We start from the raw sequence: 24,451 nt of genomic DNA, 5'->3' as shown, positions 1-24,451 counted from the left end.
GGCGGGGCTAGCTGGTGATGCGACTGAATTCGATGTCGTATTTCCCGTGTGCCGTCTTGGCTTGAAATAATTTTGCCTGATTGTACTTTTCTCGTACTAGTTCATAAATTTCACGCATGGCTTTGGGGTCGGTGAGGGCGCCAAAGTAGACCGCCGTGATGTCGCTGCGCTCAAATTTAATGTCGTCGAACCACGCGGAGTCGGGCTTGGCATCGGGGCCCAGTTCGTCTTTCACCTGCCGGAAGCAGCGCCATTCATTTTCGTGAGAAAAGTGCAGGGCTTTGTTGGTAAATTTGTCGAAAAAATAATCTTGCGCTTTGAAGTCTTGGTTGGTGAGCACCACATCTAATTGCTCTTTCATGGTGGTGATTTCCGGGCGATGGGGTCGATAGGAAACCGCCTGGGGTTTGGTGAGCGAGGTGAATTCGCCGCACTGCATGCGGATGGCCACACCGCGGTGATGATCGGCAAAGTGGGTCCATGCGGCGAGGTTGTCGGGTTTGGCGGTGAAACAGCACATGCGCAGGGTGCGGCAGAATCTGCGCCAATCGGCCATCAAGGTATCGAGCGCTTGCAACCGGTTATCCACCATTTGGGACAAAAGCTCTCGCAGCACGTCGAGTGCTTCATCGGGCGATTGAAAGCGCTCTTCGTCGCGCCAGCGGCGTATCACAACGGTCAGTGGCGCCGAGCCGCGGGGCTCGTCCTTGGCAAAAATCATGGCGGTGGCCGCTTGAATCGCCGCGTTCAAAATGGACTGGGGGTCAAAACTGAGGCCGGTGAGGTGGTTCAGTTCGAAGGGATCGTCAAACATATTGGGGGCGCTCCAGCGCAAACTTTGGCTCTGGAGGATTTTGAAGGCGGTTTCAACACTGCAATATTTGACTAATGTTTCGGGACTGTGGGTAACCACGCAGGCTCCTTGTCTTATGTGTTCATGTTTTTGTGGTTTAACTATAAGCGTAGCGCTTGCAAGGCGCGACCGCTAAAATATCGGCGTCTGTCTCCCTGCCTTGAGGTTCGTGTGGATTTTACCGGTTCCCATATTCTTTCCATTGATCAATTCGAACGGCCCGATATCGAGCACATTTTCCGCGTGGCCGATGCCATGGAACCCTACGCCAGTCGCCGCCGGGTGACGCGCGTGCTGGAGGGCGCCATTTTGGGCAATATGTTTTTCGAGCCCAGCACCCGCACGCGCGTCAGCTTTGGCTGCGCCTTTAATTTGCTGGGTGGCGAGGTGCGCGAAACCACGGGCTTTGAAAGCTCCGCCATCGCCAAGGGTGAATCCCTGTACGACACCGCCCGCGTGCTGTCGGGCTACAGCGATGTCATCTGCATGCGCCACCCGCAAAATGGCTCGGTGGCAGAGTTTGCCGAAGCCAGCCGCGTGCCAGTGATCAACGGAGGTGATGGTTCCAATGAGCACCCCAGCCAAGCGCTGCTAGACCTCTATACCATCCGCAAGGAGATGGCCGCCAAGGGCAAGGGTTTAAACGGGCTGCGCATCGCGATGATCGGCGACCTCAAACACGGCCGCACCGTGCATTCGCTGTGCCGTCTATTGGCGCTATTTGAGGGACTGCAAGTCACCTTGGTGTCACCCGCCGAATTGGCGATGCCCGAGTATTTGGTGGAGTTGATGCGTCGCGCAGGCCACCAGGTGGTTGTCACCGACGAGTTGACTGCCAGTATCAGCAAAGTGGATATCGCCTATTCCACGCGCATTCAGGAGGAGCGCTTTGCCTCCAAACAAGAGGCCGATTTGTATCGCGGCCGGTTCCGGCTCAACCAGCAGATTTATACCCAGTTTTGTGAGCCGAACACCGTGATCATGCACCCGCTGCCCCGGGATTCACGGGCAGAGGCCAATGAGTTGGATAACGACCTCAACAGCAACCCCAATTTGGCCATATTTCGGCAGACCGACAATGGCGTATTGGTGCGCATGGCATTGTTTGCCATGGTGCTCGATGTGGTCGAGCAGGTGGATAAGCACGCCCAAGCCGTGCGTTGGTACAGTAACCGCTAAGGTTATTGGGAGTCGAAATCGCCCCATTATGGGGCATTTTGTTATTGGTACTTTCGTTTATATTTCAAATCCATCTATAGTCAGTACTGTTTTGTGACCGGTTATTCGGTATGGTGACCGGCTCATTGGTTTAATTGAGTCTCGGATTGGCTCAACGCCAACAGCGACGGATCGCCCGACAATAAACACTAGAATGGCGGTTGTTATGAAACAGATATTGATTTCCCTACTGTGTGTAGGCTGTGTGGCTATGGCCCAAGCCCAAACCAGCGATGCCGATAGCCAAAGCTGGCTACTGGCGAAATACGACCTCAACGGTGACACCCGCATTTCTCAGGAAGAGATCAGCGCCAAGAAGCTGGATATCTTTCGGTTGATGGATCTCAACGTCTCCGGCGGTGTCAGCTTTGACGAATACGAGCAGATCGACGCCGCGCGTCGCACCCTATTGCTCAAGGCCCGCTTTAACAAACTCGATCAAGATAAAGACGGCGAAGTGACCGAGGCGGAATACAGCACCTTTCTAGGCCAATTCTCCAGTATCGATGCCAATGGCGACGGTATGTTGGATTCTCGCGAGATCACCCCGAGCACCGATGAGGGTTTTGAAACCCACTGTTTCTATTGGGTGTGTTTGCGTCTAGCCGCAGACGATTAAGCGGCTGCGCCCAGCCATAAAAAAAGCGCGGTTTACCGCGCTTTTTTTATGGCTGTTGGCAATGCCTAAACTTCTACGGGCAAGCCTTGCCAGCCCCCCAGTTCCTTCCAGCGATTGACGATCATACAAAATAAATCGGCGGTCTTCTCCGCATCATAGGCGGCTGAGTGCGCGGCGCTATTGGAAAATTCGATACCGGCAATTTGGCAGGTCTTGGCCAGCACCGTGTGGCCGTAGGCGAGACCGGACAGGGTGGCGGTATCGAAGCAGGAAAACGGGTGGAAGGGGTTGCGCTTGGCGTCACAGCGATTGGCGGCGGCGTTGACAAAGCCCAGATCAAAATGGGCGTTGTGGCCCACCACCACCGCGCGGGTGCAGCCGTGGTCTTTGACGGCGCGCCGAATGGATTTAAACAAATCCGGTATGGCGATTTCCTCGGGTAGGGCGTCTCGGTTGTCGATGTCGATGCCGGTAAAATCCAGTGCCGACTGCTCCACATTGGCGCCTTCGAAAGGATCTACGTGAAAATCGAAGGTTTGATCGCGGTGCAAAATGCCGTCGTCGTCCATGCGCAGCGTCACCGCTGCGATTTCCAGCAGGGCGTCGGTGGCGGCGTTAAAGCCGCCCGTTTCCACGTCGACCACAACGGGCAAAAAGCCGCGAAAACGCTGAGCTAACAAAGACTTAGGGGCGTTGATGGGTTCAGCCGGGTTCACAAATTGGTCGCCTTATTCAGAGGGTGCTACGCGCCATTGCAGGGTTTCGCCCGCGCGCAGAGGAATCAACTCACTGCCGTTCATGGCTAGGCTATCGGGTGCCTGCCAGGGTGACTTGATGAGCGTAATGGTATCAGCATTGCGCGCCAAGCCGTAAAAGTCTGGCCCAAAGTGGCTGGCAAAGCCTTCGAGCTTGTCCAGCGCGCCGGCAGCTTCGAAGGCCTCGGCATAGAGTTCGATGGCGGCATAGGCCGTGTAGGCGCCAGCGCAGCCACAGGCGGCCTCTTTTTTCTCACGCGCGTGCGGTGCGGAATCTGTGCCTAAAAAGAAGCGGGGATTGCCGCTGGTGGCCGCGGCGATGAGGGCGTCTTGGTGCACATTGCGCTTGAGTATGGGGAGGCAGTAATAGTGCGGCCGTATACCGCCCGCCAACATGTGGTTGCGGTTGTACAGCAGGTGGTGCGCGGTGATGGTGGCGGCGGTTAAATCGGAGCTTTCGGACACAAATTGGGCGGCATCGGCGGTGGTGATGTGCTCCATCACAATCTTCAAGCCCGGCAGTTTCGCGCGCAGGGGCGTCAGTGTGCGGTCGATAAAGACTTTTTCACGATCAAAGATATCGATGTGGTTATCGGTCACCTCGCCGTGCACCAACAGCAACATGCCGGCCTTTTCCATGGCTTCGAGCACCGGGTAAATTTTGTCGATACTAGTTACGCCAGAGTCCGAATTGGTGGTGGCGCCAGCGGGGTAGAGCTTGGCGGCGACCACGCCGGCGGCGCGTGCGGCTTCGATATCAGCGGTGCTGGTGCTGTCGGTGAGGTAGAGCACCATCAGCGGCTCAAACTGGCTGCCGGCAGGGCGGTGACTCAGGATGCGATCTCGATACGCAAGGGCCTGGGTGGCATTCATCACCGGAGGCACCAGGTTGGGCATGACGATGGCCCGGCCAAAATAGCGCGCTGCGTCGGGCACGGTGGCCTGTAGCTGATCGCCGTCGCGTAGGTGAATGTGCCAGTCATCGGGGCGCGTGAGGGTGAGTCGTTGAGTCATGGGGCTTCCTGTCAGGTGTGCGGTGTGCGGGCGGCAGATGGCGCGCATCCTACCTAAAATTGCCGTTAAATTCGACTCAAGCGCGGCGCGCAAGGGCCGATAACCCCAATGGTAGACAGGTATTCAACGCGGTGAGGTGATATTTATGGCAGTGCAGAGCACTTGGCGACAGAGGCTACTCAGTCTGTGCGCGGCGCTGTCGATGGCGGGAACCGCCGCGGCCACGGAGTACACGCCGCCCATGGATCAAAGCATCTGGACTGTCAGTAGTTCAATTTTTGCCTGTGAACTGCGCCAAACCGTGCCCTTTTACGGCGAGGCGGGATTTTACCACCGCGCCGGCGAACAATTGGCCATGCAGTTGCGCTCGGACACGCCGCGGTTAAAGAGCGGCAAGGCGCGTCTGACCGCCCGCGCACCCGTCTGGCGTCCGAAAATGAGCAATATCGACTTGGGTTTGGTGCCGGTGACGCAGGGCCTTCAGCCGGTGCGGCTCGACAGCCGGTTGTCCAACCGCGCCCTCACCGAGCTGCACGCCGGCCGGGAGCTGGTGGTGACCCGCTACCCCTGGTATGGCGCCCAAGAGTCGTCGCGCATTGCCCTGTCGCCCATCAATTTTCAGGCCGCTTATCAGCAGTACCTAAAATGCTTGGCTGGCTTATTGCCGGTCAACTACGACCAAATTGCCCGCACCTCGGTGTATTTTCCCTCCTCGGGCGACGATTTCCCCGGCGCTGAAAAGCGCAAGTTGCGACACATTGCTATTTACACCTTGGCGGACCCCAAAGTAAGTCATTTGTTTATTGATGGCCACACCGACAGTAAGGGCTTGCGCGAAGATAACTTAGCATTGTCCAAGCGGCGGGCAGAGTCCGTGCAACAGTTTTTAATCAGTCAGGGCATTCCTGAAGACAAGCTGACGGTGCGCTGGCACGGCGAGCGCTATCCAGTGACCAGCAATGAATCGCGCAAAGGGCGCGCGCAAAATCGGCGGGTGACAGTGCGCGTAGATCGCATTGAGGTTCCCGATCTGGCGGCCAACCCGTAAACAATGTGCGGGCCGATATTAGGGCCTACCCCAAAAGTTTCGGCCCTTACCCCTAAAAAGCCGGTATCTGACCCGCGCAAGCTCTGTGAATCTTGCGGTAAACCCATTACAATTCGCGCCCGACTTTTCACGTTGCGCGCGCTTTTATTGCGCGCGACGCCCGCCCTGCAGGTGAATGGAGAAAACTATGGCGTCGTTAAAAAAGGTAGTGCTCGCATACTCGGGCGGCCTTGATACCTCTGTAATTGCCAAGTGGTTACAAGAAACCTACAACTGCGAAGTGGTGACCTTCACCGCCGACCTTGGTCAAGGTGAAGAAGTCGAGCCCGCGCGCGCCAAAGCCAAAGCGATGGGCATTAAAGAAATCTATATTGAAGATTTGCGCGAAGAATTTGTGCGCGATTACGTCTTCCCCATGTTTCGCGCCAACACCATTTACGAGGGCGAATACCTGCTGGGCACCTCCATTGCCCGCCCACTGATCGCCAAGCGATTGGTCGAGATCGCCAACGAAACTGGCGCCGATGCCATCTCCCATGGCGCCACCGGTAAAGGCAATGATCAGGTGCGCTTCGAATTGGGCGCCTACGCATTGAAGCCCGGCATCAAAGTGATCGCGCCCTGGCGCGAGTGGGATTTGAACTCCCGCGAAAAGCTCATGACCTATTGTGAACAACACAATATTCCCGTGGACTACGCCAAGCAAAAAACCAAATCGCCCTATTCGATGGACGCTAACTTGCTGCACATTTCTTACGAGGGCGGCATCTTGGAAGATCCGTGGCAGGAGGCGGAAGAGGGCATGTGGCGCTGGTCGGTATCACCTGAGGCGGCCCCCGATACCCCCACTTACGTCACACTGACCTACAAACAAGGCGACGTGGTGGCCATCGACGGCGTCGACATGAGCCCCGCTACGGTATTAGAACACCTCAATAAAGTGGGTGGCGCCAATGGCATCGGTCGCTTGGATATCGTGGAAAACCGCTACGTGGGCATGAAGTCGCGCGGCTGTTACGAAACCCCCGGCGGTACCATCTTGTTGAAGGCGCACCGCGCCATTGAGTCGCTCACGCTGGACCGCGAAGTGGCCCATTTGAAAGATGCGATGATGCCACGCTACGCAGAAATGATTTACAACGGCTACTGGTGGAGCCCGGAGCGTCAAATGCTGCAAACCGCCATCGACGAATCTCAGCAAGTGGTTAACGGTGAGGTTCGGGTAAAACTCTACAAAGGCAACGTCAGCATCGCCGGTCGTCGTTCAGACGACAGCTTGTTTGACGATAAGATCGCCACCTTCGAAGACGACGCTGGAGCCTATAACCAACAAGATGCAGAAGGCTTTATTAAGCTGAATGCACTTCGCATGCGAATTGCTGCGGGTAAAGGCCGGAAGTTGCGCTAAAAGCAACCAAAATCCTCAGTCTGTCCTAGACTTGGAGGATTTTACGGTTTTTCAGATTGTTGTGGGGCTGCCCGAGCGGGGCGGCTCCAACATTGCGAGCGTTGCATACGGTCACCCCATGGGCGCGTGACCGCTGCAGAGGCTAACAGATTTTTATTTTAGCTCTGAGAACTTTGGGAACTTCACTATGAGTAGTCACTCAGCTGCTGGAGAACATCCAGCCTATAACTATAAGGTCGTGCGTCAATTCGCCGTTATGACCATCGTCTGGGGTATCGTCGGTATGGCTATAGGCGTGCTGCTTGCAGCGCAGCTAAGGTGGCCAGAACTGAACGATTTGATTCAACCGTTTACGCATTTCGGGCGTCTGCGTCCTCTGCACACCAACACGGTTATTTTCGCGTTTGGTGGTTGTGCACTGTTTGCCACCTCTTACTACGTCGTGCAGCGCACCTGTCAGGCCAAACTCTGGGGCGGCTGGCTGATACCTTTTTCGTTTTGGGGTTGGCAGGCAGTGATCGTATCGGCCGCCATTACCTTGCCGTTGGGACTGACTACAACCAAAGAATACGCTGAGCTGGAATGGCCCATCGATATCTTGATTACCTTGGTGTGGATCGCCTACGCCATGGTTTTCTTCGGCACTATCGTGAAACGCAAAGTTGAGCACATCTATGTGGCCAACTGGTTCTACGGTGGATTTATTTTAGTAGTGGCGGTGTTGCACGTAGTCAACTCAGCCGCCGTGCCCGTGTCCATGTTCAAATCCTATTCGGCATACGCCGGCGCCATGGATGCCATGGTGCAGTGGTGGTACGGCCACAACGCCGTGGGCTTCTTTTTGACCGCAGGCTTTTTGGGCATGATGTATTACTTCGTGCCCAAGCAAGCGGGCCGCCCGGTCTACTCCTACCAATTATCGATCGTGCATTTCTGGGCCTTGATCTCGCTGTACATTTGGGCCGGCGCGCACCACCTGCACTATTCCGCACTTCCCGATTGGGCTCAAAGCTTGGGCATGGTGATGTCGCTGGTGCTGCTGGCACCAAGCTGGGGTGGCATGATTAACGGAATCATGACGCTGTCTGGCGCTTGGCATAAATTGCGCACCGACCCGACCCTGCGCTTTTTAGTGGTATCGCTGTCGTTCTACGGCATGTCTACGTTCGAAGGGCCGATGATGGCCATTAAGACAGTGAACGCGCTGTCTCACAACACAGACTGGACCATTGGCCATGTGCACTCGGGTGCCTTAGGTTGGGTGGCAATGATTTCTATTGGTGCGATCTATCACCTGTTGCCGGTGTTGTTTAACAAAAAAGAAATGTACAGCGTGAAGCTGATCAACACCCACTTTTGGTTGGCGACCATCGGCACAGTGTTGTACATCGCCGCCATGTGGGTAAACGGCATCATGCAGGGCTTGATGTGGCGTGCCTTTAACGCCGACGGCACCTTAACCTACAGCTTTGTGGAATCCGTTACGGCCAGCTACCCCGGTTACTTCGTGCGCTTTATGGGCGGTGCCTTCTTCCTATTAGGCATGCTGTTGATGGCTTACAACGCCTACCGCACCGCGACCGACGACGCCGAAGAAGAGCAGGCTGAAGTCACCACGATTCAGGCAGCTTGAGGAGTAGATAATGAAAAATCATGACATCGTCGAAAAGAACATTGGCCTGATGGCCGTGCTGACCATCGTGGCCATTAGCTTCGGTACCTTGGTTGAACTCGTGCCGCAATTTTTCTTAAAAGAAACCACCGAGCCGGTGGCGGGTTTGAAACCGCTGCCCGCGCTGGAGTTGGAAGGCCGCGACATTTATATCCGCGAGGGCTGCCACGTATGCCACACCCAAATGGTGCGGCCACTGCGGGCGGAAGTAGAGCGCTACGGCCACTATTCACTCGCCGGTGAATCCGTGTATGAGCACCCCTTCCTGTGGGGTTCCAAGCGCACGGGTCCCGACTTGGCGCGCGTGGGCCAACGCTATTCCGATGCCTGGCAGAAAGCGCATTTATACAACCCGCGCAATGTGGTGCCACAATCGAATATGCCCGCCTTCCCGTGGTTGTTTGACAATACACTCACCGGTGAAGACACCGCCGCAAAAATGCGCGCACTGCGCAGCGTCGGCGTCCCCTATACCGATGAAGATATCGCAGGCGCAGAAGCGGCAGTAAAGGGCACGCCTGAAATCGATGCACTGGTGGCGTATTTGCAGCAGCTCGGCACACTTGTGCAGCAGAAGCGCTAAGTATGGATATTAACGATCTACGTTCGCTCGGAACGGTGTTTGTGGCCCTGGCATTTATCGGGGTCTGCTGGTGGGCGTTTTCGCCCAAGCGCAAACAGCGTTTCGAAGAGGCGGCCAATCTGCCCTTTGCCGATGAGCCGCAGAACAAGCCAACACAACAACTTCATCCAGATAATGATGAAGAGAGGCAGGACTGACTATGAGTACTTTTTGGAGCCTTTGGATTACTTTGCTGACACTGGCGTGTTTGGTGTTGGTCACTTGGGTGCTGTTTGCCAACCGCAAAGTGGCGGTGAGCGATGAAGACGATCCAGAAAACCGCACCACCGGCCACGTCTACGATGGCATTGAGGAATACGACAACCCGCTGCCCAAATGGTGGTTCCAACTGTTTGTGGCGACGTTATTTTTTACCGCGGCCTATTTAATTGCCTACCCCGGTCTCGGCGCCTGGGAAGGCGTCTTGGGCTGGACGTCACACAAGCAACTGGCCGGCGAGCAACAGAAAGCCCAAGCCAAATACGTGGACACCTTCGGCAAGTATGAAGATATGTCGATTGAAGAATTGGTGAACGAGCCGCGCGCCATGAAAATGGGCGGTCGTCTATTTTCGAACAACTGCGCAATCTGTCACGGTGCAGACGGCGGCGGCAGCTATGGTTTCCCGAGTCTCATTGATAAAGATTGGCTCTACGGTGGCACGCCAGAGAAAATTAAAGAAACCTTGGTGCATGGACGCAAAGGTGCCATGCCCGCATGGGGTGCAATGCTGGGTGAAACCGCGGTGCAAAATTCGGCAGAGTATGTGCTGAGCTTGTCGGGCCAAGAGCACGACGCCGCAATGGCCAAGGCCGGTGCGCAGGTTTTTGCCGCTAACTGTGCGAGCTGTCACCAAGCCGATGGCACCGGTAATTATGCCTTCGGTGCACCCAATTTGACGGATAACATTTGGCTCTACGACGGCTCACGCAAAGGTATTCGCCACTCAATTCGCGAAGGGCGCGCCAATGAAATGCCGGCACAAAAAGATAAGCTGCGCGCCGATAAGATCCATCTGTTGGCGGCTTACGTGTACAGCTTGTCGCTGGATTCCGAGGCCAAATAACCCCTGCAGGGCAGCCTAGGCTGCCCTTTTCTGTGGCCGCCACACCCGCAGTTTTAACGAGTTTGTTCGCATGACTGATCAAGAACAGAAAGATCAATCACAGTGCGCGGAACAACAAGAAGAAAAAATTCGCTACGTTGATGTCTACGAAGCTTCCGGTCGAATCTATACCCGGAAGATCACCGGCTTTTTTCAAAAGCTAAGGCGCTACACCGGCCTGCCCCTCATGGCGGGGTTTTTGTTGATGCCTTGGTTTGTAATCGATGGTCGCCCGGCCATGTTATTCGATTTGGCGACGCGACAATTCCACATACTGTGGCTTACCTTTGGCCCGCAGGATGCCATGTTGTTGTCGTGGCTATTAATTATTGCGGCGTTTTCATTGTTTACGGTAACCGTCTTGGTGGGCCGCGTGTGGTGTGGCTTTACCTGCCCGCAAACGGTGTGGACCATGATGTTCATTTGGGCCGAGCACTTTTTTGAGGGCGATCGCAACAAGCGAATCAAATTAGATCAAGCGCCCATGAGCCCGCAAAAATTTGCCCGCAAATTCGGCAAGCACGCCATGTGGGTCACCATTGCGTTCATCACGGGTTTGACCTTCATCGGTTACTTCACGCCCATTCGCGAATTAATTCAGGGGTTGGCAACCTTCACTGCCGAGCCGGTGGCGACTTTTTGGGTGGCATTTTTTGCAGCCGCCACTTACATGAATGCCGGCTATATGCGCGAGCAGGTGTGTAAATACATGTGCCCCTACGCGCGCTTTCAGTCGGTGATGTACGACGAAGACACGCTCACGGTTTTTTACGATTACAAGCGCGGTGAAAATCGCGGCGCGCGCAAACCGGATGAGGACTATAAGTCTCAGGGTTTGGGCGACTGCATCGATTGTTCGTGGTGTGTGCAGGTGTGCCCTGTGGATATCGATATTCGCGATGGCCTGCAGCTAGAGTGCATCGATTGCGGTTTGTGCGTAGATGCCTGCAACAGTGTCATGGATAAAATGGGCTACGATCGCGGTTTGATTCGGTTCACCACCGAAGACGCCATTAGCACGGGCAAGACCAACGTATTTCGTCCGCGCCTGCTTGGCTATGCCGCGGCCATGATTATTATGATTGGCGCCTTTGCCTATGCCATTGGCAATCGCGTACCCGTGAAAGTTGACGTGCAGCGCGACCGCGGAGCCAATATGTACCGCGTGGTGGGTGACGAGATTCAAAACGTCTACACCCTTAAGGTATTGAATTTAGATCCACAGGCGCAGGTGTATCACATTACGCTCGAAGGTGAATTGCCGTTTACGTTGGCGGGTTATCGGCCCATGTTAATTGAGCAGGGTGAAATCGTCAGCTTTCCCGTTCGAGTGACTATTCCAAAGGTGGATTTGAACACCACTAAGGCCCTTTTCACTTTCCGCATAGCGAGCGACACTAATCCAGAATTGCAGACGACCGTCGAGGCCACGTTCATCGGTCCAACTCCTAAGGTAACCCCATGACCCGCAATGATTTAGATAACACGCCCTGGTATCGGCAGGGCTGGGCGTGGTTTTTGTTAACCCCGTTGATTGTAATCGTGTTGGTAATGGCGGTGTTAATTACCATCGCCGTGCGCTGGTCTGACGATGTAGTAATCGATAACTACTATCGCGAGGGCCGCATGTACAACGAGCGGCTCGAACAAGATACGTTAGCCCGCACGCTCAGTGTGCAGGCCGATATACAATTTGATCTCGAAACCGGCGAGGCATTTTTATCGCTGCAGGGCGATACCACGGCTGCGTCACTGGTGTTGTTGGTACAACATCCCACGGAAGCGGATCTCGATCAGGTATTGGTGTTTCAATCAACGGGGCAGGGCAACTACCGTGCAGATTTAGAGCGCCGCGTTGAGTATATGCGCTACCTGCAACTATTTCCCGGTGGGTCGGCGGCGGACCGCGCCCTGGCGCCTTGGCGATTAAAAGGCCAGGTAAATTTTTCCGACGCGCAGCAAGTTCTATTGCGGCCGCAGCCGCCGTTGCAGTAAGTCATGTCGCACTGCTTCCACTGTCAGCTACCGATTGTGGGTGCGCCCATTACGGTGACTATTGACGGGCAGGCGCAGCCCATGTGCTGCCCAGGCTGCGCCGCCGTGGCGCAAGCCATCGTGGCCGGTGGCTTACAGCAGTTTTATCGCTACCGCGAAACCCCCAACGTCACACCCGATAGCAATCCCATCGACTTCAGCGTGTTTGATGTGCCTGAATTACAAGCCGATTTTGTGACTGGCCCCGCCGCTGAGCGCCACGCGCACGTGCTGTTAGACGGCATTAGTTGTGCGGCATGTGTGTGGCTCATTGAGCGACACTTACAGCGTTTTGAGGGCGTCAAGAAAATCGCCGTCAATGCGAGCACTCACCGCGCGCAATTGGTGTTCGACAGCGAGCGCATTGCACTGTCTCGTTTGATGGAAGAGCTTGGCCGCATTGGCTATGCGCCGGTGCCCGCCAGTGATGACAATCAGCGCGCGCACTGGCAGCAAGCGCGCAATCGCCTGCTCATGCGCTTGGGGGTTGCGGGCTTTGGCATGATGCAAGTGATGATGGTGGCCTTCGCCTTGTATGCCGGTGCGCTGCAAGACTTCGACGGCGTGTGGCAACATTTTTTTCGCTGGGTCAGTTTGGTGGTGGCAACGCCCGTGGTGTTGTTTGCAGCGCAGCCGTTTTTCCATGCGGCCTATCGCAGCATCAAAATGAAGCATCTGGTCATGGATGTGCCCGTGGCCATCGCCATTGGCGGCGCTTACCTCGCCAGTGTGTGGGCCACGGTAAGCAACACCGGCGACGTGTATTTTGAATCGGTGTCCATGTTCACTTTTTTTCTGTTGTTGGGGCGCTTTCTCGAACAACAGCTGCGCCACAAAAATGCCAACAGTCTGGCCCAGGTGGCATTGCGCATGCCGCTCACGGCGCGCCGACGAGTGGATGATGAGCGCGAAGAAGTGGTGCCCCTTAAGCAACTCAGGTGCGGCGATCACGTTAAAGTTTTGGCTGGAGAAATTTTGCCCTGTGACGGCGTGCTGCTGGCGGGTGCCACCCGTGTGGATGAAGCCTTGCTCACCGGGGAATCAGAGGCCGTTGCGAAAACCGTGGGCGATCGCGTCATCGCCGGCAGTGTGAATGTGGATAGCCAAGTCTGGCTACTGGCCGAGGCAGTGGGCGCTGATACGCAGTTGTCGGCCATTGAGCAATTGGTGGCGCGCGCCGATGCAGAAAAACCCCAGCAGGTCAGTGCCGCCGATAAATTGGCGCGCTTTTTTGTGGGGCGTTTATTAATTGTGGCGGCCTTGGTGGGCGGTTTTTGGTGGTGGTACGAACCCGCCCAAGCATTTTGGATTACGCTCTCGGTGTTGGTGGTGACCTGCCCCTGCGCCTTGTCACTGGCCACACCGGTGGCGCTAACCCGCGCGCACATGGTGTTGCGCGAAGCGGGGCTGTTGGTCACGCGCGGGCATTTTTTAGAAACGCTGGCCAATGTCGATACCGTGGTGTTCGATAAAACCGGCACCCTCACACAGGGCCGCAGCCAATTAATCGACGTGCGGCCGCTCACGTCCACGCTCAACGAAGCCCAGTGCGCCACCCTTGCGGGCCACCTTGAGCAAGGCAGTCATCACCCCGTGGCGCGCGCCTTTGAGCGGTTACCTGAAAAATGGTGTGCGATGAATAGCGAGCAAAGCCTCGCCGTGGTGAATCACGTGCAACATCAAAGTTTGGGTGTATCGGGTGATTGGCAGGGGCGGGCGCTGCGCTTTGGGCGTGCAGAATTATTTACCGATTGGTATGCGCTTGCGCCTCCGGACGATACGCAGCGCTGGCTGCTGCTGGGCGATGAACGACAACCCCTGGCGTGGTTAGCCTTGGCCGATCCATTGCGCGACGATGCCCGCGAGTGCGTGGCTGCACTTCGTCAGCGGGGCGTGCGCGTGTTGTTATTGTCGGGCGACGTGGTTGCGCGCGCGCACAACATCGCGACTGCCGTGGGCATTGATGAGGCCGCAGGTGGGCTGTTGCCGCAGGACAAGTTGGCGCGCGTGCAAGCCTTGCAAGCGCAAGGGCATTGCGTATTAATGGTGGGCGATGGCATTAACGACGTGCCGGTATTGGCCGCAGCAAATGTCTCCGTGGCCATGGCGGGCGCCACCGATCTCGCGCAAGCGCGTGCCGATGGGTTGCTCACCAATGGTCGACTGCAGACATTGCTCACCAGTTTTTCAGTGGCGCAGGCGTGTCGGCAAACCATTCGGCAAAATTTGCGTTGGGCCTTGCTCTACAATCTCGTAGCACTTCCCTTCGCCGCACTGGGCTGGGTGCCACCTTATCTGGCGGCTGCGGGTATGAGCCTCAGTTCGTTGGCAGTAGTGGTCAACGCCCTGCGTCTAAAGGCGCCTGTGTTGAGCTCGCCTGGCCGCGCAATGCACACGTCGGAGCAGCGTTAAGCATGGAAATTTTATTTTTACTGGTGCCGGTGGCGCTGATCTTGATTGGCTTGGCGATTAAATTATTATTTTGGGCGGTTAAAAACGGTCAGTACGATGATTTAAATACGGAGGGCAGTCGCATTTTGTTTGATGACGACGCCGAGTCGCTGCGCCCTACAACCGATTCACGTCCTGAGGCGATGTCAGAAAAGCAGGCCGAAACCCGTTCCGAAGCTGGGTCAGAAACAGTGCCAGCCGCCGCAGAATTGACCGACAGGGAAAAACGATAATGTTGGAATTTTCGCTCGCATTGTTTTCCGTTTTTGTGGCCGGCCTTTTGGGCGCCGGTCATTGCCTAGGCATGTGCGGCGGTATAGTCGGCGCCCTGTCGTTGGCCGGTGGCGATCAGCGCTGGCTGCGGTTGGCACTTTACAATGTGGGCCGAATTGCCAGCTACAGCCTATTGGGCGCCGTGGCCGGTGGTTTGGGGTTTGCTTTTGAGCAGATTGTCGGCCCTTGGTTGCGCGTAGTGGCGGGCGTGCTGTTGGTGCTTATGGGCTTGTATTTGGCCGACTGGTGGCGAGCCTTGGTATGGCTGGAGCGGGCGGGCGCAACTTGGTGGCGCTACCTTGCACCGCTCGGCAATCGACTGTTGCCACTCAATCACCACTGGCAAGCGCTGCCATTGGGCATGGTGTGGGGCTTTCTGCCCTGCGGTTTGGTGTACACCGCGCTGGCCTTTGCGGCCAGCCAAGGTAGCGCGCCGGCGGGTGCGGCAATCATGGCAGCCTTTGGCATGGGCACCTTACCCGCGCTGTTGGTGTCGGGAGCGCTGGCCACCCAAATGAAGCAATGGCTAGCACGCCGCGCGCTGCGCCAATTCATGGGCGTGCTGCTCATAGGGTTTGGGGTGTGGACAATGTGGTTTGCCCTACAGCATGCCGGGCACGGCGCGCACCCTGAGAGAGGTGCCAATCCGCCAGCCGACGCGGCGCATCACCACCACCATTAACGCTGGTTACTTTTTAATCAGCGTATTCAGCGCTGTGTGCCCTGTGCGGGTAACTGGGTAGCATAGAAACACCCAGCTACCGCACAGCTGCAAAAAAGAAACAAAAAATAGCCAGCTTGCTGGTTTTTATAACAGATTCTTGACCTTCTCCCGCGCTTGTAAGAACCTTCTTGCTGCCCAAAATTGAGGCGGCCCATATTTTGCGGCTGCCCCGTTGAAAGGGCCTTAAGCGCAGCGCCGTTGTGCGAACGAAAGGCGCGCGAACAATAACAATAAACCGTAAAACCGCTAGGACGTCACCATGTTCAACCACGCCGTTGGATTGCTGATCCACCCCCGTCAGCAATGGCAAGCATTACGCGATATGTCTGAAACCACCTTCAAGCGCAACGCCCCCTACGCCATCGTGCTGGCACTGCTACCCGCGATCGCTTGGTATGTGGGCACCACCGAATTTGGTTGGCAAGCCGCCGCCGGTGGCGTCACCTACTTGGCCGAGCACAGCGCACTGTCACTCGTGGGCGCATTTTACTTTTCGCTGCTGATTGCCGTTGCCACCATTGGCTACTTCATTCATTGGATGTCGAAAACCTACGACGTCAAGGTTGATCCTTTAAAAGGCTTTGTGATGGCAAGCTTTATTGCCACACCGATTTTTATCGCAGGCGTGGCGGGCATGTATCCACAATTGTGGGTCAATGTGTTGTTCGTCGTGGCCGCTGTGGCCTATGCGGTCCACCTGCTTTACACAGGCCTGCCCATCATGTTCGATTTGCCCGAAGAGCGCGGCCACGTCTTCGCCGCCTCGGTGGTGGGTATGTCCATGATTGTCATCGCTAGCATGGCAACCGGTTTGATGCTGTATTGGAATATGGTGTCGCCACCGGTGTTTGTGTAGGGATTGATGTGGATGTATTTAAGGCGCCGATGGCGCCTTTTTTATTGGGGTGGGTTTTAGCCGTTGCATCTTTTATGTAGGGCATTTTTCAGTTGCTTGGTCTTATTTTTGATGTGTAGTAAATTGGCTGAGAAACGCGTAATTACTATGTAAATTAATAGCTTATGGGGTATATTTCGAAAAATACTCGCGGAAATATATTGCCAGCCAAGTACTAGTTTTCTGAAAAAGAAAATCTATGTGCCAAGGAGGAAAGTGTAAAAGTTAAATTAAATCAATAGTTTAACTTTTTTGACGTCTTTTGACGCTGAAAAAATATACGCTCCGTGTCTTATGAATAAACTGTTAGGAGTGAAAGTGAAAATAGTCCATATAATCTTAATTTATTTTGTTTTCTCTTCGTTTTCATTGGCCGAAGAGGATATGTCGCCAGAGGAGTACTTTATTAATGGTACAAATCTTCTGAAGCCACATTTAAACGAATTCAATCCTCAAATGGGATTGCGGTACATGCTAATCGCAGCAGATAAAAAATACGAATACGCTCCATTCGGATTGTGTGTTGCACTCTCTATCGAGAAGGAAATTCTGGATTTAGAGCATGCATATGCATGGTGCTATGTTGCGGATAAGATCGGCAATAAATACTCTGATCAGGCAAAAGCCCGCTTAAATAAAGTGGGTAAGGGAATAGAAAACAGTGGTGGCGCAAAAGCTTTGGAGAAAGCAAAGCAACGCGCTATAGAAACGTATGGATCGTAATCCACTCCTAACAAATAAAAGCAAGCCGACGCGCAAAATGCGCGCGCGGCTGTTTTAGGCGTTATGGAGCTTAGATGATAAGAAATCCCGTAATACTGACTCTTCTAATGTTCGCTATTTCCGTATCCAACTGTTTTGCGGAACAAGGCGATGAGTTGGTATATAGCTCTCTTGGCCGGCTACTCGCATATCAAAATCAAGCAACTCGCTATAAAGTTGAGAGTCCTACATTCGCGCACTCTTACCTCCCCGGTATGATTCAAAAGGAATACGATGAAAATATATACAAGCTATCGAAGGAGCAGCAGATCGAGTTTATATGGGGTGTCATTTCTTTTGCTAAACTCGGATCTGATGGTACAGAGGATTTAGCTCATCTGATTTACGATTGTTGTCCAAAAGAATTTATTCAATCTGTTGATGTTTATTTATCACAAGCGGAAAAATACGAGGCTATGTCGCCAAACTACGTAGATCAAGACTTGGTGCATAAGGCAAAATATTTTAAGAGGTCTGCTCACTTATTGCTCAATGTGCTGTCTAGGGGAAATGGTTTTGAAGTCACTCCATAACAAAGCAAGGCAGCCGACCCAAATCGCTCACTTCGTTCACGTTTCGGCCGGTTGCTTGCGGCGTTAAATGTCATCATGAATAAATAGCCATCCGAAGAAGAAATGCAGTCTCTTATCGATAAAGAAATTGAGGCAATGGAGCCAGGGTTGAAGGCATATGCAGTTTCTATATTAACCCCATTAAAGACAAAGGTTCTTAAATGGGAGTATGGAAACGACGAAGAGTTTCCGGCTTGGGAATTCGCTAACTTTGGTGAGCGTAATGTTGGGGCTGCCTTTTGTATCGACGGCCATGGCGCAGGCGGTTACCCTTGGGGTCTTATATTTACCAATGATGATTACTTTGGTATGGATGCTGGCTGGTACAGTAGCTTTAAGGCAATGTTAACTGATGGCTGGTATGAGAAAAACATTTAACAAAGCTATCAAAAATCGTTCCGGCCAAAAAACGGCCTCCACTGGACGCGCTAACGCGCGCCTTTTATAGCGGCGTTAATGTGCTCTGCTTTTTAGTGCATCGCTAGAAATATTGTGCGTACTTTGCTACGAAGTTCCGTTCTTGGGGCCCCTTGCGCAGCGGTGAGCGGAAGTCGGATTTTAGGGCGCAATTGGGCAGGACGCCCAATTGAGCGACGATCAGGCAGGAGCCTGTTTTCGCGACCCCTAAAATTCGACTGGAGCGAACGAACCCGATAGGGCGCGTAGCCGGGGTACGTTTCTTTTGGTTCGTTTTCTTTTCGTATAAAAAGAAAATGAAAAAACTCCCAGCAGCCATCAAGTATGGAATTGTTGCGGGTAAAATTAATCAAGTGTGGCATCTCTGTCGCTCCGCAAAGCACTTCGTAGCAAGAGCCAGTGTCGCACTTTAACAAACGCAACCAGCTGTCTAGCTAGCGCTCTCGGCTGTCACGGGCGTTAGGCTATAAGGCAAAAATTAGATATTTATGAAATATTTTAAATTTTGGGTTAAAGATAGATTTATTATAAAAATTGCGGATCATGAAGAGGAAATATCTGTTCTAGCCGGATCGAATGTCTCAGTAGAGGATGCGCGTAGAGAAGCTACAAATAGAGCAAAAAAGATTGAAGAAAGAATTGCGGCTGGTGAATCTAGAGATTCTTATCAAGTCGCGATAAAAGAGCATGTGAGCGAAGTGCTCGACGACGCAAATGTTGTAACTGTATGTAGGTATGGCGCGAAGGTGCTAAATACATCGGCGTACACGATTTTGGATTTAGATGACTATCCTGTTAGTTTTTTCGATTTCTTTAGGCCCATTAGAAAACTTTCCAAGAAGGATCGTATCGTTGCTAAATTTGAGCAGAATATAAAAAAGACCTCGGTGTTGGGTACGGACTTCAGAATCTATGAAACACAAAAAGGAATTAGAGTTATTGGGAAGAAGTATATAGATCCTTCTTCACAAGGTTATACTAAGTTGATGAGGGGTTTGGGCGTAGATTGGTTGTATATAGACCTTTCCAAGAAACAAAATTGTTATAGGGCAAGGCTAACTCCAAAGCCTTATCGTATGAAGCACCAAACTATAAAAATTAAAAGTCCACTAGATTGCACTACACAAGATTATGAGGTGTGGGATAAATCATATTCACGTGAATCTCAGAACTTCAGCGTGGTTAAACTAGTTAAGACACTGGGTTCCGATTTTTCTCAAGAGCAAGCAATAAAAAAACATGATGACGCATGTAACTTACATGGGGCTAAAAAATTAGCCTAACAAATGGCTAAGTTAGACGCTTGGCGGCGCAAATTAATCAGGCGTTAGGCAAGGAAATTAAATGTCAATTAATAAGGTTGCAATAGTTACTGGCGCGAGTAGAGGCATAGGTGCAGAGACCGCAAAGCTATTAGCTGAGAAAGGATATTCGGTTTGCATCAATTATCTTTCAAATGATGCGGCAGTTGAAAAGCTTAAAAACGAAATATTGGAAAGCGGTGGCACCTGTATAAGCGTCAAAGCTGATGTTTCTGTTTCCAGTGAGGTGATTAGGCTGTTTGAAACAGTTGACCATGAATTAGGATGCGTATCTGTTTTGGTTAACAATGTCGGCATCTTGAAGAATCAATGTCGTCTAGATGAAATGTCTGAACAGCGATTTAGTGAGGTTCTCAGAGTAAATGTTATGAGCTGCTTTCTATGTAGTAAAGAAGCAGTTAAGCGCATGTCCATAAAATACGGTGGTTCAGGCGGTGTTATTGTAAATGTATCCTCTGGCGCATCTAAAACTGGTTCACCAAATGAATACACCGATTATGCAGCTTCTAAGGGTGCAATAGATACACTAACTCGCGGCTTGGCTTTAGAGGTGGCGGCAGAAGGAATCAGAGTAAACGCAGTGCGTCCTGGGTTCATATATACAGAAATGCATGCCTCGGGCGGTGAGCCAGATCGTGTAGAAAGGTTAAAATCTAAAATACCTATGCAAAGAGGTGGAAAGCCTAAAGAAGTTGCTGAGGCAATTCTTTGGTTGGCGACTGAAAAATCTTCATTTGTAACAGGTAGCTTCATAGATCCAGCAGGTGGATTATAAAACACATAAGCTGACCAAAACGAGTAAAACGGACAGCCAAGGTTATAAGTCCTAGTTGGAGAGCGATCAATTATGTTCGTAAAAATCACATCGCTAATTTTTTGCATCAGTGCACTTTTGGTCGGCGTTTTGGGTTGACGGTATTCAGGGTTTTTTGTCAACGTTTCGCCAAATATGGTGGTCATTGAGAAATTGGTACACCCGTTAACTGTTAAGCTTGAAGACATCCCCGTGGATGGTTTTCTATTAATGAAATATCGCGCGAAGCCTATTTTATTGAGTAAGGCCAGTACAGATCGAATGAAACAGTTGGCGGCGATGAATCACCTCGCGATTAATGGACAGCACATTAACGCTGACGGCAGCAATGTTTTTATTCTGTCGCAGGTAAGTCCGCATTTGGGTTGTACGGTAGAGGAGTTACCGCCAATCCCTGGAGGCTGGTCGGGCGGATTTTTAGATGCTTGTTTTGGTTTGCTATTTGATTACGCGGGACGAGCACTGGATTCGGCATTGCATCCTGAGATTACCAGCCGCGTAGCCAGTCACCCAGATATGGTGTTGCTGGAGTATCAATATGATCAAAGCACAGGTGAGATCATTATTGGGCGTGTCGATAGTTCAGTGCCTGATTAATTTACTGTAACTATTTGGTCCGCCTTCGATCGTAATAGAGTACTTACGATGGATGTCCCTATTGAGAAGAGTGAGAAGTGCTTACGATGGATGTCCCTTTTGAGGTTGAGGATTGCTCTGAGAAAAAGACATCGGTTGAGACGGTAAGTCGCTAAAAAATGAAACACCGCTATATTTTGACTTTATTGATTGATTTAATAGCAGGTGTCTATATTGCAATAATGCCTAGCTATTACTTTCAAGCCTAGTTGAAGTTCTTTCTTGATTATACCGATTGGCTTGACAGTAAGATACGTAACATTTAACTTAGGTATAAAAATTACAAAATTACAATAATGAACGCTCATTAGAATGAAATACCTCTTAATCACACTCTCTCTATTTCTTTGTTCTTGTTCAACACACTACATTTTACCTAAAACAGAACGCGACTCTCTTGAAACTATGTCAATTGAACGGGCGCTAAGTATCATTCAAGAAAATTTAAGAAAAAATGATAAATCTCTCGGACTATGTGGAGGGATAGGCAACCTTTCCGTTTGGGAAGGTGAAAGCTTTATTGATCTGACCGATGAAGTTATTTTTTACAAAAAAGTCGTAAATTACGGCTGTGGAGGTGGTAATGTTTCTTGTACTTTAGCTTCAAAGGTTAGTGAATTTCGCTTTGATGAAATTTCTACAGTCGTCATTAGTAAATCCTGGATGCCCTTATGCAAGGGGGCTACGGAGCCAGAAGGTACCCTCCATGTATCCTTATTATTGCCAACATACTGGTACTCGCATGTCCACCTCAATATAAGAGAAGATAAGATTGATGAATTGATGGCTGCTTTCTTGAAAGTAAACAGTGAATTGGAAATTAAAACAAACTTATAAGGATATCGCTCACATTTGAACCGTGTTTTACGACCACTGACGAATTAAGTCGAGGTCAAAATAGAAAGTACAGCCACGTTTAAAAATCAATCTACAGATGACTTAAGAAATAGGCGAGTGGCTTGCATCCACATCAGTAAACAGCTGTTTTGGCCATGCAAAGGAATTTGAAATTCTAAAAGGGTAATTTCAGGACGTCACGAAGCCCCGTGAACGGTTGGTACAAAATCGAATTGAGATTGTGTTCGCTTCAGCTAAGCAATCGGCAATTACTGAGCCCCGGGATTCGCTGATACCCCAATTTATGACATGCTTGCTTCAGCTTATAGACCCCGCCAACTAATCCCTTAAACCGACTTTCAAACTGTGTAGCACTATAGATCCAATGCTTAGGATCTATGTTGAGCCGCTCCAAAGTTGGAGGTAGTTCTGCGTCGATAGCACCACGTTTGTTTGCGCGTATTTGCTTACCAGTCCAATCCAGAAGTTCCAGATAATCAGTTAATCGAAAAGGTAATCCGGCGGGCATATCCTGCCTGGGGTTTCCCACAAAGGGTCTGAGTGATTTTGGCTGTTGCTGGTGATGATTGGGGCTGTGGGCGCGTTTGGCTTTTGTAGTGCGTTGCTTAGCGCTTGTGTAGTCTGACTGCTCCGGCGTCTTTGCCATTTTCGCTCTGATGGGGTTTAAGTCTACATAGGCCATGCACGCGGCTAACGCTTTTTCATCTAGCAGTGCTTGGGATTTGAAACGGCCTTCCCAGAAACGGCCGGTGCATTGATCCTCATGATTTGCCTCACGCGCTATAGCTTCATTTATCTGGCGCATAAACCAGCTGATATCCGCAAGTCGGTTGCGCCACAGGTCCACACAGGTATCCAGTGCCTCGCGTTCGGCCTGTGTTAGTGATTCTCCTTTGATGTGGCGTTGACTAAATAGGTTTCCTTTGAAAAGCATATGCCAGCGTTGAATCACTTCTTCTGTTGTCCACGCATCAGATTGCGCGGCATCAATCTCCAGAACTAGGTGGTAGTGATTGGACATGACTGCATAGGCGCACACATGAATTGCAAAGATCTGCGGCAGGGCGAGAATTTTGTCTTCTATCCATTGTCGCCTGTGTTCAAAGTTATTGCCTTGAGAGTCTATGCCGCATAGAAAGCTTCTGCGCACACAACGCGAGACGATATGGTAATAGGGTGTTGTGGTTGCATCTATTAGTTGCTTGCGCGGCTTAGTCATCCGTGATCTCCGGCTTGTTGAAGTGCATTTATAGCGAACAAGCTGCGTGTCGCCCACGGTCTATTAGTATGGATTTTATTTTTTTGAATTAATAATAATTAATTACGATGGATGTCCCTATTGAGAAGATAATTAATTACGATGGATGTCCCTATTGAGAAGGAAGAGGGTTCCGCTTTATAAAAATTCTAATAGCGGGAACCCTCGTTGCTGATACTTTTGCTGTTTATGCTGACTGCAAAAGATTGTCGCTGTGATCTGAAATTTTTTGTTGCTGTGAAGTGCCCTGCCAGCGCCAGAGTAACGCCAGCACGATGACACTAGAGGTTAGCGAGAGGATGCCGCCCTCTAATCCAAACGCACCGCCGCTAATCCAAGTGGGTAAATCGCCTAGGTGTGCCTGTAATAGGCTTGGTTGATCGTGGCCGCTCACATTGAAGCCCATGACCGTGCCCTGCACCCAATTCCAGCCCAGGTGCAGCCCAAGGGGTAGTGCGAGGCTTTTGGTGCGGTAATAAGCAAAGCCCAAAATGAGTGAGGCCAGTGCTAAGTCGAGACTTGCAATTACCATGGTCAGCCCATCCATTTCGGGGTTGTCTAAATGGCCAAAGGCAAAGACTAGCGCCATTAACACCTGGGCAAGGGTAAATCCTAGGCCATCGATCAGACGTTGGAAAATAAAGCCCCGGTGTAGCAATTCTTCTAGTAGCGCACCTAATAGAAAACTGTAAAGTCCGACGAATAGGATGCTGGCGCTCGCTTGGTCGTTTATAGAAAAGCTAACGCCGCCTATTAACCACAGCGGCAGCGCCACGGCCAGTAGCCAAAGCCCGCCAATTGCCGTGCCAGCTCCAAGTTGTAGCCACCAGCGACCAGTACCCGATAGCCCCGCGTCGGAGAGATTCTGCTTGTAAAGTCGAACGCAGGTGAAGGTCACCAAGAGCAGCAATAATGGGGAAACGATATCCACCATGAGTTCTGGCGTATGCAGGGCGCGCAGGTTGGTGGTTATCCAGCGGTAGAGTGGTTGAGTGGCAACAATTAAGCCGATGAATAGAGCGATCCACCAGCCATTGCGAATTTTTTCGTGTTGATTTATGAATAATTTCTTCATGCAGTTGATTCCCCAATAATTTCATCGGCTGTGTACCCCGGCCGTT

General features: G+C 51.9%; 26 protein-coding genes. 21 read left to right on the top strand and 5 right to left on the bottom strand.

The annotated features are described in order from the left end of the window. Positions 1–7: 7 nt before the first annotated feature. Entirely contained in the window at positions 8–913 is a 906-nt protein-coding gene (locus FHS30_RS17385) for a DUF2971 domain-containing protein (RefSeq protein WP_183910837.1), read from the bottom strand. 111 nt (positions 914–1,024) lie between these two features. On the opposite strand from FHS30_RS17385, the gene FHS30_RS12630 reads away from it, so the two are divergent. Both FHS30_RS12630 and FHS30_RS12625 read left to right on the top strand, forming a co-directional pair. Next, the gene (locus FHS30_RS12630) at positions 1,025–2,032 is read left to right on the top strand and encodes an aspartate carbamoyltransferase (protein WP_183910836.1); all 1,008 of its coding nucleotides are present in this window, start codon (positions 1,025–1,027) and stop codon (positions 2,030–2,032) included. 205 nt (positions 2,033–2,237) lie between these two features. Continuing rightward, on the top strand, positions 2,238–2,690 hold the full coding sequence (locus tag FHS30_RS12625) for an EF-hand domain-containing protein (protein ID WP_183910835.1): 453 nt from the start codon (positions 2,238–2,240) through the stop codon (positions 2,688–2,690). A gap of 65 nt (positions 2,691–2,755) precedes the next feature. Here FHS30_RS12625 and rnt read toward each other — a convergent pair whose 3' ends face one another. Then, positions 2,756–3,406 carry a ribonuclease T gene (gene rnt, locus FHS30_RS12620; RefSeq protein WP_183910834.1) on the bottom strand — a complete coding sequence of 217 codons (651 nt, stop codon included), beginning with the start codon at positions 3,404–3,406 and terminating at the stop codon, positions 2,756–2,758. 12 nt (positions 3,407–3,418) lie between these two features. Beyond that, positions 3,419–4,459: a dihydroorotase gene (gene pyrC / locus FHS30_RS12615; protein ID WP_183910833.1), complete on the bottom strand. Its 1,041-nt coding sequence runs from the start codon at positions 4,457–4,459 to the stop codon at positions 3,419–3,421. A 145-nt stretch (positions 4,460–4,604) separates the two neighbouring features. Here pyrC and FHS30_RS12610 point away from each other — a divergent pair, with 145 nt between their 5' ends. The 19 genes from FHS30_RS12610 (at position 4,605) to FHS30_RS12520 (ending at position 22,051) form a co-directional block, all read left to right on the top strand. Next, entirely contained in the window at positions 4,605–5,507 is a 903-nt protein-coding gene (locus tag FHS30_RS12610; protein ID WP_183910832.1) for a flagellar protein MotY, read from the top strand. Between the two features lie 187 nt (positions 5,508–5,694). Beyond that, entirely contained in the window at positions 5,695–6,915 is a 1,221-nt protein-coding gene (locus FHS30_RS12605) for an argininosuccinate synthase (protein ID WP_183910831.1), read from the top strand. A gap of 187 nt (positions 6,916–7,102) precedes the next feature. Continuing rightward, positions 7,103–8,548 (top strand): cytochrome-c oxidase, cbb3-type subunit I, encoded by a 1,446-nt coding sequence (ccoN, locus tag FHS30_RS12600; protein ID WP_183910830.1) that lies wholly within the window; start codon positions 7,103–7,105, stop codon positions 8,546–8,548. A 10-nt stretch (positions 8,549–8,558) separates the two neighbouring features. Further along, the gene (gene ccoO, locus FHS30_RS12595) at positions 8,559–9,170 is read left to right on the top strand and encodes a cytochrome-c oxidase, cbb3-type subunit II (RefSeq protein ID WP_183910829.1); all 612 of its coding nucleotides are present in this window, start codon (positions 8,559–8,561) and stop codon (positions 9,168–9,170) included. Between the two features lie 2 nt (positions 9,171–9,172). Then, complete coding sequence (locus FHS30_RS12590; RefSeq protein WP_183910828.1) at positions 9,173–9,367, top strand: cbb3-type cytochrome oxidase subunit 3; 195 nt, start codon at positions 9,173–9,175, stop codon at positions 9,365–9,367. 2 nt (positions 9,368–9,369) lie between these two features. Next, complete coding sequence (ccoP, locus tag FHS30_RS12585) at positions 9,370–10,275, top strand: cytochrome-c oxidase, cbb3-type subunit III (RefSeq protein ID WP_183910827.1); 906 nt, start codon at positions 9,370–9,372, stop codon at positions 10,273–10,275. Between the two features lie 70 nt (positions 10,276–10,345). Beyond that, positions 10,346–11,779, top strand: a complete 1,434-nt coding sequence (ccoG, locus tag FHS30_RS12580; protein ID WP_183910826.1) for a cytochrome c oxidase accessory protein CcoG — start codon at positions 10,346–10,348, stop codon at positions 11,777–11,779. Continuing rightward, positions 11,776–12,309: a FixH family protein gene (locus FHS30_RS12575; RefSeq protein ID WP_183910825.1), complete on the top strand. Its 534-nt coding sequence runs from the start codon at positions 11,776–11,778 to the stop codon at positions 12,307–12,309. Before ccoG ends, FHS30_RS12575 begins: the two co-directional genes overlap by 4 nt. Positions 12,310–12,312: 3 nt before the next feature. After that, the gene (locus FHS30_RS12570) at positions 12,313–14,760 is read left to right on the top strand and encodes a heavy metal translocating P-type ATPase (RefSeq protein ID WP_183910824.1); all 2,448 of its coding nucleotides are present in this window, start codon (positions 12,313–12,315) and stop codon (positions 14,758–14,760) included. Between the two features lie 2 nt (positions 14,761–14,762). Beyond that, positions 14,763–15,032, top strand: a complete 270-nt coding sequence (gene ccoS / locus FHS30_RS12565) for a cbb3-type cytochrome oxidase assembly protein CcoS (RefSeq protein ID WP_183910823.1) — start codon at positions 14,763–14,765, stop codon at positions 15,030–15,032. Beyond that, on the top strand, positions 15,032–15,754 hold the full coding sequence (locus tag FHS30_RS12560) for a sulfite exporter TauE/SafE family protein (protein ID WP_246341299.1): 723 nt from the start codon (positions 15,032–15,034) through the stop codon (positions 15,752–15,754). The genes ccoS and FHS30_RS12560 overlap by 1 nt, the downstream gene beginning before the upstream one ends. 301 nt (positions 15,755–16,055) lie before the next feature. Continuing rightward, the gene (locus tag FHS30_RS12555) at positions 16,056–16,652 is read left to right on the top strand and encodes a Yip1 family protein (protein ID WP_183910822.1); all 597 of its coding nucleotides are present in this window, start codon (positions 16,056–16,058) and stop codon (positions 16,650–16,652) included. Between the two features lie 357 nt (positions 16,653–17,009). Beyond that, the gene (locus tag FHS30_RS12550) at positions 17,010–17,414 is read left to right on the top strand and encodes a hypothetical protein (RefSeq protein WP_183910821.1); all 405 of its coding nucleotides are present in this window, start codon (positions 17,010–17,012) and stop codon (positions 17,412–17,414) included. Between the two features lie 74 nt (positions 17,415–17,488). Further along, positions 17,489–17,986, top strand: coding sequence for a hypothetical protein (locus FHS30_RS12545; RefSeq protein ID WP_183910820.1), 498 nt, complete (start codon positions 17,489–17,491; stop codon positions 17,984–17,986). A gap of 102 nt (positions 17,987–18,088) precedes the next feature. Further along, positions 18,089–18,403: a hypothetical protein gene (locus FHS30_RS12540; protein WP_183910819.1), complete on the top strand. Its 315-nt coding sequence runs from the start codon at positions 18,089–18,091 to the stop codon at positions 18,401–18,403. A gap of 527 nt (positions 18,404–18,930) precedes the next feature. Then, positions 18,931–19,725: a hypothetical protein gene (locus FHS30_RS12535; RefSeq protein WP_183910818.1), complete on the top strand. Its 795-nt coding sequence runs from the start codon at positions 18,931–18,933 to the stop codon at positions 19,723–19,725. Between the two features lie 61 nt (positions 19,726–19,786). Beyond that, a complete protein-coding gene (locus tag FHS30_RS12530) occupies positions 19,787–20,539 on the top strand; it encodes an SDR family oxidoreductase (protein WP_183910817.1) in 753 nt (250 codons plus the stop codon). A 231-nt stretch (positions 20,540–20,770) separates the two neighbouring features. Further along, entirely contained in the window at positions 20,771–21,175 is a 405-nt protein-coding gene (locus FHS30_RS12525; RefSeq protein WP_183910816.1) for a Rieske (2Fe-2S) protein, read from the top strand. 351 nt (positions 21,176–21,526) lie between these two features. Beyond that, positions 21,527–22,051 (top strand): hypothetical protein, encoded by a 525-nt coding sequence (locus tag FHS30_RS12520; RefSeq protein WP_183910815.1) that lies wholly within the window; start codon positions 21,527–21,529, stop codon positions 22,049–22,051. 250 nt (positions 22,052–22,301) lie between these two features. On the opposite strand, the gene FHS30_RS12515 is transcribed toward FHS30_RS12520, so the two are convergent. Both FHS30_RS12515 and FHS30_RS12510 read right to left on the bottom strand, forming a co-directional pair. After that, positions 22,302–23,291: a transposase gene (locus FHS30_RS12515; protein WP_183910814.1), complete on the bottom strand. Its 990-nt coding sequence runs from the start codon at positions 23,289–23,291 to the stop codon at positions 22,302–22,304. A gap of 226 nt (positions 23,292–23,517) precedes the next feature. Continuing rightward, entirely contained in the window at positions 23,518–24,405 is an 888-nt protein-coding gene (locus FHS30_RS12510; protein ID WP_183910813.1) for a CPBP family intramembrane glutamic endopeptidase, read from the bottom strand. Positions 24,406–24,451 lie beyond the last annotated feature (46 nt).

This window comes from Simiduia aestuariiviva (assembly GCF_014192475.1).
GTDB lineage: Bacteria > Pseudomonadota > Gammaproteobacteria > Pseudomonadales > Cellvibrionaceae > Simiduia > Simiduia aestuariiviva.
Note: the sequence above shows the minus strand (reverse complement) of the source record. Positions and strands in the feature narration are given on the sequence as shown.